Here is a 14346-nt window from a genome sequence, read left to right on the forward strand (position 1 = left end):
GTTGGAATGCATAAGGAAAAACTACAGGGCGGGCCTGCACTGCCACGTGAAGCGGCACTGGCGCATGCCGTGCGCCTGGCGCTGGGCGCCTTGAGCGTGACGGCGGCGCTGGGCATGCTGGGCAATGGCGCGCTGGCACAGGAGCAGGATGGCGAACCTGCAGCGAAAAAAATGCAGCGCGTGGAAATCACGGGGTCGGCCATCAAGCGCCTCGAATCGGAGACGGCGCTGCCGGTGCAGGTCATCACGCGCGCCGATATCGAAAAGGCGGGCGTGACCACGGCGGCCGAACTGATGGCCCGCGTGTCGGCCAACGTAGGCGGCCTGACCGATGGCGCCAGCATCAATATCGGCGGCGACCAGCGCGGCTTCAACAGCGCCAACCTGCGCGGCGTCGGCACGTCGTCCACGCTGGTGCTGCTCAATGGCCGGCGCATGGCCAATTTTGCCTCGCCTGGCGACGATGCGGGCGTGGACCTGAATAACATTCCCGCCGCCGCGCTGCAGCGCGTGGAAGTGCTGCTCGACGGCGCCTCGGCCCTGTACGGGACGGACGCCATCGGCGGCGTCATCAATTTTATTACGCGCAAGGATTACCAGGGCGTGGAGCTGAATGCGTATGGCAGCGGCACGCAGGAAGGCGGCGCCGGCAAGCGCACGGCCAGCATCACGGCCGGCACGGGCGACCTGGCCACGGATGGCTACAATATCTTTGCCGTGGTCGACCTGCAAAAAACCGACCGCCTCAGCTCTTCGCAGCGCAAGTTCATTCCGAACCTCCAGGTGCCGCAGCGCCTCGGGCATTTGCTGTCCAGTTTTACCAGCCCGGCGAATATCCGCCTCAGCGGCGCCCAGCGCACGCATTTGCAGGACAACGATTTCCTGCTCAACGGGCAGCCGATCACCAACCGCCAGATCAATTTTTCGATCCCGAACTGCGCGCCGCCGGCCAATCTGTACCTGCCGGCGGGCACGGGCGGCGTCGATGCCTGTACCTATGATTACATGGGCGACACGGAGCTGTATCCGAAGACGGACAAGCAAAACCTGCTCACGCGCGGCGTGCTGAAGCTGAATAACGACCACCAGCTGTATGCGGAAGTGGCGCTGAGCCGCTCGCGCAGCTATTACGTGGGCTCGTCGGCACGCGTCATCGGCTATCTCGATTACAGCAAGGTGCCGCAGCTGGCCAATGCCGGTTTCGATACGGCGCTCGACGAGGATGGCGAACCGGTGGGGCGCGAACTGGAACTGCGCATGCGCCTGAACGAGGCGGGCATGCGCACCAGCGAGCTGACCAGCGAAAGCCAGCGCTTCGTCGTGGGAGCCACCGGCACGCTGGCCGGCTGGGACTATGACGTGGGCTTGAACCACAGCGTCAACGTGGTCAAGGACCGCGACACGCATGGCTATGTCCTGTACGACAAGCTGTTGCAGGGCATCGCCGATGGCCGCATCAATCCCTTTGGCCCGTCCGGCGCGGAAGGCAAGGCGCTGCTCGACAGCATCCAGGTCAATGACGAGGTGCGCCATGCGCGCGGCACCATGGACTCGCTCGATTTCAAGGCCTCGCGCGCGCTGATGGCGCTGGGCGGCGGCGACATGGCGCTGGCCGTGGGCGGCGAGGTGAGGCGCGAGCGCACGGAATTCCGTCCCTCGGCGTTGCTGATGAGCGACAACATCAACAACGACGCGGCGCCGGAAGGCGGCGTGGCCACCAGCGACAGCCGCAACGTGCAAGCCGTCTACAGCGAACTGCTGCTGCCGTTTACCAAACAGTGGCAGGCGCAGCTATCGGGACGCTATGACCATTACCAGCAGGTGGGCGGCGCCTTGAGCCCCAAGATCGGCCTGACCTACATGCCCAGCAAGCAGGTGCTGATGCGCGCCTCGGCCGGCAAGGGCTTTCGCGCGCCGTCGATGTCGGACCTGCACCGGCCCACGGCCTACAGCAGCACGGCGACCCTGCCCGATCCCGTGTATTGCGCGAGCGAGAACAACGATTACTCCGTCTGCGCCGATAACTGGGATACGCGCCGCTACAGCAACGACAAGCTGAAACCGGAGCGCAGCCGCCAGTTCACGGCCGGCCTGGTGCTCGAGCCGAGCCAGCACTGGACCTTCAGCTTCGATTACTGGAACATCAAGCGCACGGACCTGATCAGCGAAATCGGCGACGACATCATCCTGGGCAATCTGGGCAAGTACGGCGACCTCGTACACCGCAACGCTGACAATGAAATCGACTACATCGAGCTGCGCAAGGAAAACCGCGGCGCGCAAAAAGCCTCGGGCATCGATATCACGGCCGACCTGCATGGCGTCAGGACGGCGTGGGGACGTTTCGGCGGGCACCTGAGCGGCACGTACGTGCTCGATTCGAAAATCCAGACCAGCCCTGGCGACGATTTCATCAGCAACCTGAATACTTTCGTCACGGACGGCGTGGTGCAGCGCTGGCGCCACACGATCACCGTGGACTGGGACCACGGCCCGTATTCGGCCAGCCTGTCGAACACCTATTCGAGCGGCTATCAGGACCAGAATTCGGCCATCAACACGGATAACGGCAGCGTGGTGGCGGCCAACCGTGTGAAGGCGTATTCGATCTGGGACATGTCGGGCGCGTATGCCGTCAGCAAGCAGTTCAAGCTGCGCGCCGGCATACAGAATCTGTTCAATACCAGTCCGCCGTACTCGAACCAGGCGTACTATTTCCTGTCCGGCTACGACCCCACGTATACGGACCCGCGCGGCCGGCGCTTCTATGCCAGCGCCAATTACAGCTTCAAATAGGGCGGAAAAACTGGAGCTGCCGCAATACTGCTGTCATACGCAGCGGGTAGTATCGCAGTTCGATGGCGTTGGGTTGCAAGCAGCAGTATTGGCAGCAAGGGCGCGCGTCCGGCGCGCGCCCCTTTCTTTGCATTCGAAAGGCACCATGAAATCATCTTCAAGCCTGTATCACACATTCCGCGCCGCGCTGCTGTTCGCGTTGGCACTGTGCAGCGTCCATGCCGTGGCGGCACCTGGCGGCAGTGCCATCGGCAGCGCGCCGCAGGGCACGCTCGTCATCATCGGCGGCGGCCTGCGCGCCGACAATGCCGAAGTCTGGCAGCGCATCGTCAAGTTGTCGGGCGGGCCGGGCGCGCGCATCGCCGTGCTGGCCTCGGCCGCGATGAACCCGGAAAAATCGGGTGAAAGCATCATCAAGAAACTCAACCAATACGGCGCCGAAGCCTTTTTCGTGCCGCTGGCCGTCAAGCTGCCCAACCGCGATTACCGCAAGGCAGCCGAAGACCCGGCCATCGTCACGCAGATCAAGTCGGCCACCGGCATCTATTTTGCGGGCGGCGACCAGGGGCGCATCACGCAAGCCCTGCTGCGCCCGGACGGCAGCCGCACGGCCGCATTGGAAGCCATCTGGTCGGTCTACCGCAACGGCGGCGTGATCGCCGGTTCCAGCGCCGGCGCGGCTATCATGAGCACCACCATGTTTTATGACGCCAAACCGGTGCTCGACATGCTCAAGATGGGCGTGACGGATGGCCGCGAGATCGCGCCCGGACTGGGCTTCATCGGCAGCGACGTTTTCGTCGACCAGCATCTGCTGGTGCGCGGGCGCTTTGCGCGCATGATTCCCGTGATGCTGAAAAAAGGCTATCACCTGGGACTGGGCATCGATGAAAACAGCGCCATGGTGGTCGACGCCATGCGCGACGTGGAAGTCATCGGCTATAGCGGCGCCCTGCTGATCGACCTGTCGGGCGCTATCAGCGACCGCGGCGTGAAAAATTTCAACATCAGCAACGCGGCCATCAGCTACCTGGACCGGGGCGACAAATTCAACCTCGTCACGCGCGTGTTTACGCCGTCGCCGGACAAGGCCGACAACAAGCTCGATCCGAACCAGCCCGACATGCGCGAACCCGTTTTCACCAATGACATCCTCGGCAACAACGCCGTGCTGGACCTGATGGGCAACCTGATCGACAACGCGCAGCAGGAAGCCATCGGCATCGCCTTCGGCAACCCGCGCGACCCGTATCCGGACCTGGGCTTCGAGTTCCGCTTCAGTAAGACCGTCAACAGCGTCGGCTACAGCTCGACCGAGGCGGAAGCGTATTCGGTGCTGAAACTGCGCCTCGACATCCGTCCCATCCAGCTGCGCCAGCCGCTGTACCGCTACAAATAGCCGGCGCCGGCGCGCCGCCAGCGGGGCCACGCCGCGATCGTCAGGGCCCTGAGCAGCCACTCGACGGGGCCATATGCGTGGCGGCGCAGCCACCAGCGGCTCAACGGCAGCTGCAGGCCGAAGATGATGGCGGCCAGCGCCAGCGCGCCCAGCGGAGACACGCTGCCCATCAGGCGCGCGCCATACGCGAGGAACAGCCAGGCGCAGACGGCCGACTGCAGCAGGTAGTTCGACAGGGCCATGCGGCCCGTGTCGGCCAGCAGCGCAAACAGCGTGCCGTTGCGCAGGCGTTCGAACAGGGCCAGCGCCAGCGCCAGGTAGGCGCCCGCCAGCAGCGGCGCGCTGGCCAGTCCCACGGCCAGCCCCGCCACCTGCCACGCCTGGCTGTCCCCATACACGGAGGTCCACGCATAGATGGCGGCACCGGGCAGGCCGGCCACTGCGCCGGCCTGCAGCAGGCGCCGGCGCAGCGGCAGGTAATCGCTTGCGTGCAGCAGCATCTCGCGCTTGCCGGCGGCCAGGCCGCACAGGAACATGGCCAGCGCGCAGGGCGCCTGCACCAGCAGCAGAACGATCCAGATTTCACTCAGTTCGCGCAGGTGCTGCGCGATGACGGCGGCCGGCGTGGCACGGTAGGCGGCCAGGGCGGCGGCCGCTTTGCGCGCCATCGCCACGGCATTGTCCGCGGCGTCGCCCGTCGGTTGCAGGCTTTGCAGCCACGCCATGCCGGCCCAGAACGCCACGCAGGCGGCGACGAGGAGACAGGCCAGGGCCAGGGCGGGCCGCTCGCCGCAGCGGTGCAGCGCCAGCAGCACGATTCCCAGCACGGCATAGGTGGTGAGTATGTCGCCATGAAACAGGAACACCGCATGCAGGGCGCCGATCAGCCACAGGCCAGCCTGCCGGCGCAGCATGCGCGGCGCGAACGGCGCGCCGGCCCGTGCGGCCGCCTGCATCTGCAAGGTGAAGCTGTAGCCGAACAGGAAGGAAAACAGCAGATAGAACTTGGTCTCGAACAGCAGCGCGACGAGGAAGTGCGTGGCGCGGTCCACGCTGCCGTGAAAGGTCGGATCGGTCAATCCCAGGCCGAACCACGGCGTGGCGAAGGCGCCGATGTTGACGACCAAAATGCCGAACAGCGCGCAGCCGCGCAGGGCGTCGACGTCGGCGATGCGCGTGGGCGGGCTTGGCATGGCGGCCTTCATGCGAGTGCAGGGCGCAGGAAGCGCGCCAGCAGCAGGTGCAGGCTGGCGCGCTGCGCCAGCGGTGCATAATCGGGATCGACGGCGACCCGGTTGAAGATGCCGTCGATCAGCGCGGCGAGCCAGCCGGCCGTTTGCGCGGCGTCGAGCGCGGCGTCGACCTGGCCTTGCGCGGCCGCGCTTTCCAGCAGCGCCTGCACGCCCGCGCGCAGCACGGCGTCGTTGCGGGCCACCCTGGCCGCGATATCCGCGTCGCGCATCGCTTCGGCGGAAATTTCCAGAGCCAGTCCCGCAAAGTCCCCGTCGGCCGCCAGCGCCAGCACCAGGTCCATGAAGTCGAGCAGGGAGCCGTACGCATCGGCGCTGCCTTGCACGCCGGCGAAATAGGCGGCCGTCTCGCCGCCTTCCTGGTCGACGATGGCGGCGATGATGGCTTGCTTGGTGGGGAAGTAGTGAAACAGGTTGCCGGGACTCATGCCCGCTTGCGCGCAGATGGCGGCGGTGCTGGTCTGGTGAAAGCCCTTGCGCGCAAAGCAGCTGCGCGCGGCGGCGAGGATGGCGTCGCGGCGCGCCGCGTGTTTGTCGGGATCGATGGTGCGCATGGGGGAGGCTGCTCCTTTAATTAATCGACTAATCAATCTAATATAAATCGATCGTCTCGCATCGTCAAGCGTAGCGTGTGAAATGGGCGCTTTGCACGCCCGCATCCTGTCGCTACAATGTGCCGCAGCGGTTTTTCCCGCGCCCGCCGGCGGGCCCGCTGATTGTTTGGAAAACCGATCCCTTCACCTGTTTTTCTACCGTTCTAGGAATGACATGCAGCAGACCCCGATCCGATCCTTCCTTTGCGCGCTGGCACTGGCCGCCGGCATGCTTCCTGTCGCGCAAGCTGCCGGTGCGCCGCAGCCGGCCACCATGCGCCTCGATTACCAGCACAGCGGCAATGCGCTGGGCGAACATTATGCGGTCGAGCGCGTGCTGGTCGAACCGCTGCCATGGCCGGGCAACATGGCGCGTAGCATCGACGACAGCAACCGCGGCAACAACCTGCTGGAAGTGGTCGATATCAAGTCGGGCAAGGTGCTGTATTCGCGCGGCTTTTCCACCATCTTCGGCGAGTGGGCCAGCACCGATGAAGCGAAGACCACGACGCGGGCCTTCCAGGAATCCGTGCGCTTCCCGCAGCCCGAGCAGCCCGTGCGCGTGCGCATCCTCAAGCGTGACGAGCGCGGCCTGTTTTCCATCGTGTGGAGCACCGATGTCGACCCGGCCGCGCAGGACGTGATCCGCAAGCAGCCGCCGGCCCCCGTCAAGCCGATCCCGATCCGCATCAGCGGGCCATCGCCCGACAAGGTCGACCTGCTGATCATGGGCGACGGCTACACGGCCGCCGAAATGGGCAAGTTCGAAGCGACGGCGCGCAAACTGGCCGAGCACCTGTTTACCGTCTCGCCGTTCCGCGAGCGGGCCAATGACTTCAACGTGTGGGCCATGGCCGCGCCGACGCAGGAGTCGGGCGTGTCGCGTCCTTCGACGGGCGTGCACCATGCCTCGCCGCTGGGTACGCGCTACGATATCTTCGGCAGCGAGCGCTATGTGCTGACCACGGACAACCGCGCCCTGCGCGACCTGGCGCAATATGCGCCGTACGAATTCATCGAGATCCTCGTCAACAACGATACCTATGGCGGCGGCGGCATCTTCGGCCAGTTCAGCACGGCGGCGGCCAACAACGACTGGGCCAATTACCTGTTCGTGCATGAATTCGGCCACCATTTCGCCGGCCTGGCCGACGAGTACTACACCTCGCCCGTCGCCTATCAGTCGAATGGCGAGCGGCAGGAACCGTGGGAGCCGAACGCTACGGCGCTGCGCGATCCGGCCAGGCTGAAATGGAAGAAGCACGTCAAGGCCGGCACGCCGCTGCCCACGCCGTGGCCGAAGGAAGCGTACGACAGCCATGCGCGCGAGTACCAGAAGCAGCGCGCGGCCCTGCGCGCGGCCAACCGCCCGGAAAGCGAGATGAGCGACCTGTTCAAGGCCGACCTGGCGTACACGCAGCAGCTGTTCTCGAAGGCGCCGCAGCGCCACGCGGTGGGCGCTTTCGAAGGCGCGAACTACGAGTCGTCCGGCTACTACCGGCCCGAGATGCAGTGCATCATGTTCGACCGCAGCGAGACGTTCTGCTCCGTATGCCAGGACGGCATCAGCACCATCATCGACCTGTATTCGCGTCCCGCCCCGGCGCCAGGCAAATAATGGCCTTCATGTCATTCCTGTAATTCATGGTGGGCCATGTTGCATTGCAATAGCATGGCCCCCATTTTTGCCTTTTTCCGCCGTTCCCCCGCCGCCGCCGCGCATCTGCACTGGTTTTGCCGGCCATACCAATTGTCGGCTGCCGCCCCGCTTTTCTTTCCGCCAGCCCGATACAATTATCAAATAGCTACGGCGATTCGATTGCTTACAATTTGTTTCATTTAAATAATATTGATGTAGAATTTGATGTACATCAATGTTGCATCGCCGCAATCGCACTTATAGTTGACCTCGCTCAAAAGCGTCATGCATGCGGACCGGACTCATCACGAATTACGCATCTAAATGCTGTAGAGTAATTTTCGCCCCGTACCAGTTCCCCAGCAATGCACTGGCGCGGGCCTCGAATTTCAGTGACGGAAGCCAGATTCATGAAGATGCAGATCCCCGCGCCTGACGCGTGCAGTACCCTCCATCCCCATACCCCGATTGCCTTGCCGTATGCGCGTGCCGGCGGCGTGACGCTGGCCACGTGCGCGGCCTCCGTGTGCGCCGGCGCGGTGCAATGCGTGAACGCGGCCACGCCGTGGCCGGCCCTGCGTCCGCACAAGCCATGACGGCGCCCGCGCCGCAGTGCCTGCCATTGCAGGGAAAACGGGGGCTGGTGGTGGGCATCGCCAATGGGCAGAGCATCGCCTGGGGCTGCGCCAGCGCGTTGCGCGCGGCCGGCGCCGAACTGGCCGTCACCTGGCTCAATGACAAGGCCCGCCCGCACGTGGAACCGCTGGCGCAGCAGGTACAGGCGGCCATCATGGCGCCGCTCGACGTGGCCGTGCCGGGCCAGCTCGAAGCGCTGTTCGCGCAGATCGAACGGCAGTGGGGGCGGCTCGACTTCGTCGTCCACTCCATCGCCTACGCGCCGAAGCAGGATTTGCATGGCAGGGTCACGGACAGTTCCGCCGGCGGCTTTGCGCAGGCGATGGACATCTCCTGCCACTCCTTCATGCGCATGGCGAAGCTGGCCGAACCGCTGATGCCGGACGGCGGCAGCCTGATGACCATGAGCTACCTGGGCGCGGAGGAAGTCATCGCCGACTACGGCCTGATGGGCCCCGTGAAGGCGGCGCTGGAGTCCTCCGTGCGCTACCTGGCGGCGGAACTGGGTCCGCAAGGCATCCGCGTCAACGCCATTTCGCCCGGCCCCCTGGAGACGCGTGCCGCTTCCGGCATCGCCCATTTCGACCGCCTGATGGCCGACGCCATCGAACGCTCGCCCATGCGGCGCCTGGCCACCATCGAGGACGTGGGCGCGCTGTGCGCCTTCCTCGCCGGCGACGGCGCGCGCGCCATCACGGGCGGCACCCTGTACGTCGATGGCGGCTACAACATTCTGAATTGACTGGAAGATGATGACCATGGCTGTTCCCGTTCTATTCCCGCGCGCCAGGCTGGCCGCGCTGGCCGCCACGCTGGTCCTGGCCGGCTGCGCCTCGATGGCGCCGCCGTACGCACCGCCGCCGCTGCCCGTGGCGGCCCGGTATCCGGAAACCGATCCCGCTGGCGTGCAGGCTACCGATATCGCCTGGCAAAGCTACTTTGCCGATGCGCGCCTGCAGGCGCTGATTGCGCAGGCGCTGGCCAATAACCGCGACATCCGCATCGCCGCCCTGCGCGTGGAAGAGGCGCGCGCCGCGTATGGCATCCAGCGCGCCGAGCAGTTCCCCGCCATCGCGCTGGGCGCCTCGGGCAGCCGCGCGCGCGTGCCCGGTGACCTGAGCGTGACGGGCCGTCCCATGACGAGCGCGCAATACCAGGCCGGCTTGAACGTGAGCGCCTGGGAACTCGATTTCTGGGGCAGGGTGCGCAGCCTGAAGGACAGCGCGCTGCAAACCCTGCTGGCCAGCGACGAGGCGCGCCGCGCCGTCGGCGTGGCCCTGGTGGCGCAGGTGGCCAATGGCTACCTGGGCTTGCGCGAGCTCGACGAACGGGTGGCGCTGGCGCGGGCCACGGTCGACAGCCGCGCCGAATCGCTGCGCATCTTCACGCGCCGCTTTGAGGTGGGGTCGATTTCCAAGCTGGACCTGACGCAGGTGGAAACCCTGCTCAGCCAGGCCCTGTCCCTGTCGGCCCAGCTGGAACAGGCGCGCGCCGTGCAGGCGCATGCGCTGGCCCAGCTGGTGGGCGGCGCCGTCGACCTGGCGCCGGTGGCGGGTGAGGTGCGCCGCTTCGACGACGCCAGCGTGCTGCAGCCGCTGCATGCGGGCCTGCCCTCGGCGTTACTCACGCAGCGTCCCGACCTGGTGGCGGCGGAACACCAGCTGCGCGCCGCGCAGGCCAATATCGGCGCCGCGCGCGCCGCCTTCTTCCCGTCGATTTCGCTGACGGCGGCCTACGGCACGGCCAGCGCGGAATTGAGCGGCTTGTTCGATTCGGGCAGCGGCGCCTGGAATTTTGCGCCGCGCCTGGCGCTGCCGATCTTCGACGCGGGCCGCATCCGCGCCAATATGGACCTGGCCGAGGTGCGCCGCGACGTGGCCGTGGCCAATTACGAAAAGAGCGTGCAGGGCGCCTTCCGCGAAGTGGCCGACGCGCTGTCGAACCGGCGCTGGCTGGCGCTGCAGGTCGATATCGGCAAGACCACCTTGGCCGCGCAGAGCGAACGGGCGCGCCTGGCCAAGCTGCGCTATGACAATGGCGCCGCGCCCTACCTGGAAGTGCTCGACGCGCAGCGCGACTTGCTGACGGTCGAGCAGCAACTGGTGCAGACGCGCCGCGCGCTGCTGTCGAGCCAGGTCAGCCTGTACGCCGCCCTGGGCGGCGGCGCGCCAGCTGCCGCCACGTTCACCAATAATTAAAAGCGATTGCCGATACCATGACTCCACAACTGAAGAAAAAACTCGTTCCCGCCGCGCTGCTCGTGGCCGTCCTCGTGCTGGGCTTTGTGGCCTGGAAAAAAATGCGTCCCACGGGCCCCGGCGAAGGTTTCGTCAGCGGCAACGGCCGCATCGAGGCGACCGAGATCGATGTCGCCACCAAGCTGGCGGGCCGGGTCAAGGAGATCCTCGTGCGCGAGGGCGACTTCGTCAAGGCGGGTCAGCCGCTGGCCGCCATGCAGGTCGATTCGCTGACGGCCCAGCGCGACGAGGCGCGCGCGCGCCAGCAGCAGGCATCCGACGCCGTGGTGGGCGCGCAGGCGCAGGTGGCCGTGCGCGAAAGCGACAAGGCGGCCGCGCTGGCCATGGTGGCGCAGCGCGAAAGCGAACTCGATGCGGCCAGGCGCCGCCTGGCCCGCTCGGAAACCCTGTCGCAGGAGGGAGCGTCTTCGGTGCAGGAACTCGACGACGACCGCGCCCGCGTGCGCAGCGTGGCCGCCGCCCTGAACGCGGCCAAGGCGCAGGTGACGGCGGCGCAGGCGGCCATCGACGCGGCCAGGGCGCAGGTGGTCGGTTCCCGTTCGGCCGTGACGGCCGCCGAGGCGACCACGGCGCGCATCGATGCCGACCTGGCCGACGGCCAGCTGGCGGCGCCGCGCGACGGCCGCGTGCAGTACCTGGTGGCGCAGCAGGGCGAAGTGCTGGCCGGCGGCGGCAAGGTGCTCAACCTGGTCGACCTGTCGGACGTCTACATGACCTTCTTCCTGCCCGAGACGGCGGCCGGCAAGGTGGCGCTGGGCGGCGAAGTGCGCATCATCCTCGATGCGGCGCCCCATTACGTGATTCCGGCAACGATCTCATTTGTCGCGGCCAGCGCGCAGTTCACGCCGAAAACGGTGGAAACGGCCAGCGAACGGCAGAAGCTGATGTTCCGCGTGAAGGCGCAGATCAGCCGCGAGCTGCTGCAAAAGCACCTGGCCCTGGTGAAAGTGGGCTTGCCCGGCGTGGCCTGGGTGCGCCTCGATGCGCAGCAGGCATGGCCCGCTGAACTGACGGCGAAGGTTCCGCAGTGAGTGCAGCGGCCACTTCCTTTGTTGTCAGCATCAAGGGCGTCAGCCAGCATTACGGCAAGACGGTGGCGCTCGACGCCATCGACCTGGACGTGCCGGCCGGCCGCATGGTGGGCTTGATCGGTCCCGATGGCGTGGGCAAATCGAGCCTGCTGTCGCTGGTGGCCGGCGCGCGCGCCGTGCAGCAGGGCACTGTCGTCGCGCTGGGCGGCGACATGCAGGATGCGCGCCACCGCGACGACGTCTGTCCGCGCATCGCCTACATGCCGCAAGGCCTGGGCAAGAACCTGTATCCGACCCTGTCGGTCGAGGAAAACCTGCAGTTTTTCGCGCGCCTGTTCGGCCACGACGCGGCCGAACGCCGGCGCCGCATCGACCAGCTGACCCGCAGCACGGGCCTGCACCCCTTCCTGGCGCGCCCGGCGGGCAAGCTGTCGGGCGGCATGAAGCAGAAGCTGGGCCTGTGCTGCGCGCTGATCCACGATCCCGATCTGCTGATTCTCGACGAGCCGACCACCGGCGTCGATCCGCTGGCGCGGGCCCAGTTCTGGGACCTGATCGCGGGCATCCGCGTGCAGCGCCCGCAGATGAGCGTGATGGTGGCCACCGCCTACATGGACGAGGCGCAGCGCTTCGACTGGCTGGTGGCCATGGATGACGGCAAGGTGCGGGGTACGGGCACGCCGGCCGAACTGCTGGCGCGCACGCACAGCGACAACCTGGAAGCGGCCTTCATCAAGCTGCTGCCCGAAGCCAAGCGCGCGGGCCACCAGCCCGTGGTGATCACGCCGCTGGACGCTGCCAGCGCGCAGGACGTGGCCATCGAGGCCAAGGACCTGACCATGCGCTTCGGCGATTTCACGGCCGTCGACCATGTGAATTTCCGCATCGGCCGCGGCGAGATTTTCGGCTTCCTCGGTTCGAACGGCTGCGGCAAGTCGACCACCATGAAGATGCTCACGGGCCTGCTGCCGGCCACGGAAGGCAAGGCCTGGCTGTTCGGCAAGGAAGTCGATTCCAACGATATCGACACGCGGCGCAGGGTCGGCTACATGTCGCAGGCGTTTTCCCTGTACAGCGAACTGACGGTGCGCCAGAACCTGGTGCTGCATGCGCGCCTGTTCCACGTGCCGCAAGGCGAGATCCCGGCCAGGATCGATGAGATGGCGCAGCGCTTCGACTTGCGCGAGGTGATGGACGACTTGCCCGACAGCCTGCCGCTGGGCATACGCCAGCGGCTGTCGCTGGCCGTGGCCATGGTGCACAAGCCGGAAATGCTGATCCTCGACGAGCCGACGTCCGGCGTCGACCCCATCGCGCGCGACAATTTCTGGCGCCTGATGATCGAGCTGGCGCGGCGCGACCACGTCACCATTTTCATTTCCACCCACTTCATGAACGAGGCCGAGCGCTGCGACCGCATCTCGCTGATGCATGCGGGGAAGGTGCTGGTCAGCGATGCGCCGGCCGAACTGGTGCGCAAGAAGGGCGCGCCATCGCTGGAAGCGGCTTTCATCGCCTACCTGGAAGAGGCGGGTGGCGGCACGGCTGCGGCGCAGGAAAGCGAGGCGCCCGTGCAGAAAGCGGCAGCGCCGGAGCCGCAGCAGGAGCATAAACGCAGCCGCTTCAGCCTGGGACGCATGCTCAGCTACATGTGGCGCGAAACCCTGGAACTGCGCCGCGATCCCGTGCGCCTGACCCTGGCGCTGGGCGGCTCCGTGCTGCTGCTGTTCGTCATCGGCTTCGGCATCAGCCTGGACGTCGAAGACTTGAGCTACGCGGTGCTCGACCACGACCAGACGACCTTGAGCCAGAATTACACGAACAACCTGGCCGGCTCGCGCTACTTCGTCGAGCGTCCGCCCCTGCGCGACTATGCCGATATCGACAAGCGCATGCGCAGCGGCGAACTGTCGCTGGCCATCGAGATTCCGCCCGGCTTCGCGCGCGACGTGCAGCGCGGCGCGCCGGCGCAGGTGGGCGCGTGGATCGACGGCGCCATGCCGATGCGCGCCGAAACCGTGCAGGGCTACGTGCAGGGCATGCACCAGCTGTGGCTGGCGGACCAGGCCCTGCACCGCTATGGCATCAAGATGAACAACCCCGTCGCCATCGAGACGCGCTACCGCTACAACCCCGACGTGAAAAGCCTGCCGGCCATGGTGCCGGCCGTGATTCCCCTGCTGCTGCTGATGCTGCCGGCCATGCTGGCGGCGCTGTCCGTGGTGCGCGAAAAGGAACTCGGTTCCATCATCAATCTGTACGTGACGCCCGTCACGCGCCTGGAATTCTTGCTCGGCAAGCAGGTGCCCTACGTGCTGCTGGCCATGCTCAACTTCGTGCTCATGGCGCTGCTGGCGGTCACCGCCTTCGGTGTGCCGATCAAGGGCAGCCTGCCGACCCTGATCGGCGCCACCTTCATCTTCAATATCTGCGCCACCGGCATCGGCCTGTTTGCTTCGACCTTTACGCGCAGCCAGATCGCGGCCCTGTTCGTGACGATGATCGGCACCATGATCCCGGCCATCCAGTTTTCCGGCCTGCTCAATCCCGTTTCGTCGATGGAAGGCGTGGGCAAGGCGATCGGCCTGATGTACCCGGCCACGCACATGCTCAATATCAGCCGCGGCGTGTTCAACAAGGCGCTGGGCTTCGGCGACCTGCACGCCTCGTTCTGGCCCCTGATCGTGGCGATCCCCGTGATCCTCGGCGTGACGGTGGCGCTGCTGAAGAAACAGGAGAGCTGA

General features: G+C 66.2%; 10 protein-coding genes. 8 read left to right on the top strand and 2 right to left on the bottom strand.

The genetic code is table 11. The features are described 5' to 3' along the window. The first annotated feature begins 6 nt into the window (after positions 1-6). Entirely contained in the window at positions 7-2796 is a 2790-nt protein-coding gene (locus tag GCN74_RS01920) for a TonB-dependent receptor (protein WP_152255078.1), read from the top strand. 145 nt (positions 2797-2941) lie between these two features. Next, entirely contained in the window at positions 2942-4195 is a 1254-nt protein-coding gene (locus GCN74_RS01925; RefSeq protein WP_152255079.1) for a cyanophycinase, read from the top strand. Here the strand turns inward: GCN74_RS01925 and GCN74_RS01930 are convergent. Further along, positions 4186-5388 (bottom strand): DUF418 domain-containing protein, encoded by a 1203-nt coding sequence (locus tag GCN74_RS01930; RefSeq protein ID WP_193316928.1) that lies wholly within the window; start codon positions 5386-5388, stop codon positions 4186-4188. The two genes, GCN74_RS01925 and GCN74_RS01930, sit on opposite strands and share 10 nt — an antisense overlap. Positions 5389-5396: 8 nt before the next feature. Further along, a complete protein-coding gene (locus tag GCN74_RS01935; protein ID WP_152255081.1) occupies positions 5397-5999 on the bottom strand; it encodes a TetR/AcrR family transcriptional regulator in 603 nt (200 codons plus the stop codon). A gap of 214 nt (positions 6000-6213) precedes the next feature. Between GCN74_RS01935 and GCN74_RS01940 the strand changes: the two genes are divergently transcribed. The 6 genes from GCN74_RS01940 (at position 6214) to rbbA (ending at position 14346) form a co-directional block, all read left to right on the top strand. Then, positions 6214-7656, top strand: a complete 1443-nt coding sequence (locus GCN74_RS01940) for an IgA Peptidase M64 (RefSeq protein ID WP_152255082.1) — start codon at positions 6214-6216, stop codon at positions 7654-7656. A gap of 431 nt (positions 7657-8087) precedes the next feature. Next, positions 8088-8273, top strand: a complete 186-nt coding sequence (locus GCN74_RS01945; protein ID WP_152255083.1) for a hypothetical protein — start codon at positions 8088-8090, stop codon at positions 8271-8273. Continuing rightward, entirely contained in the window at positions 8270-9055 is a 786-nt protein-coding gene (gene fabI, locus GCN74_RS01950) for an enoyl-ACP reductase FabI (RefSeq protein WP_152255154.1), read from the top strand. Before GCN74_RS01945 ends, fabI begins: the two co-directional genes overlap by 4 nt. Before the next feature lie 10 nt (positions 9056-9065). Beyond that, positions 9066-10511 carry an efflux transporter outer membrane subunit gene (locus GCN74_RS01955; RefSeq protein ID WP_413541516.1) on the top strand — a complete coding sequence of 482 codons (1446 nt, stop codon included), beginning with the start codon at positions 9066-9068 and terminating at the stop codon, positions 10509-10511. Positions 10512-10528: 17 nt separating this feature from the next. After that, the gene (locus GCN74_RS01960) at positions 10529-11602 is read left to right on the top strand and encodes an HlyD family secretion protein (RefSeq protein ID WP_152255085.1); all 1074 of its coding nucleotides are present in this window, start codon (positions 10529-10531) and stop codon (positions 11600-11602) included. Next, positions 11599-14346 carry a ribosome-associated ATPase/putative transporter RbbA gene (gene rbbA, locus GCN74_RS01965; RefSeq protein ID WP_152255086.1) on the top strand — a complete coding sequence of 916 codons (2748 nt, stop codon included), beginning with the start codon at positions 11599-11601 and terminating at the stop codon, positions 14344-14346. Before GCN74_RS01960 ends, rbbA begins: the two co-directional genes overlap by 4 nt.

It is taken from the genome of Janthinobacterium sp. FT14W, from assembly GCF_009208755.1.
Lineage (GTDB): Bacteria > Pseudomonadota > Gammaproteobacteria > Burkholderiales > Burkholderiaceae_D > Janthinobacterium > Janthinobacterium violaceinigrum.

Bases quoted from the DNA above. Each gene is read 5' to 3' on its own strand.
- fabI (WP_152255154.1), top strand. From the start codon at position 8,270: ATGACGGCGCCCGCGCCGCAGTGCCTGCCATTGCAGGGAAAACGGGGG.
- GCN74_RS01920 (WP_152255078.1), top strand. From the start codon at position 7: ATGCATAAGGAAAAACTACAGGGCGGGCCTGCACTGCCACGTGAAGCG.
- GCN74_RS01935 (WP_152255081.1), bottom strand. From the start codon at position 5,999: ATGCGCACCATCGATCCCGACAAACACGCGGCGCGCCGCGACGCCATC.
- GCN74_RS01930 (WP_193316928.1), bottom strand. From the start codon at position 5,388: ATGCCAAGCCCGCCCACGCGCATCGCCGACGTCGACGCCCTGCGCGGC.
- GCN74_RS01955 (WP_413541516.1), top strand. From the start codon at position 9,066: ATGACCATGGCTGTTCCCGTTCTATTCCCGCGCGCCAGGCTGGCCGCG.
- GCN74_RS01940 (WP_152255082.1), top strand. From the start codon at position 6,214: ATGCAGCAGACCCCGATCCGATCCTTCCTTTGCGCGCTGGCACTGGCC.
- GCN74_RS01925 (WP_152255079.1), top strand. From the start codon at position 2,942: ATGAAATCATCTTCAAGCCTGTATCACACATTCCGCGCCGCGCTGCTG.
- GCN74_RS01960 (WP_152255085.1), top strand. From the start codon at position 10,529: ATGACTCCACAACTGAAGAAAAAACTCGTTCCCGCCGCGCTGCTCGTG.
- GCN74_RS01945 (WP_152255083.1), top strand. From the start codon at position 8,088: ATGAAGATGCAGATCCCCGCGCCTGACGCGTGCAGTACCCTCCATCCC.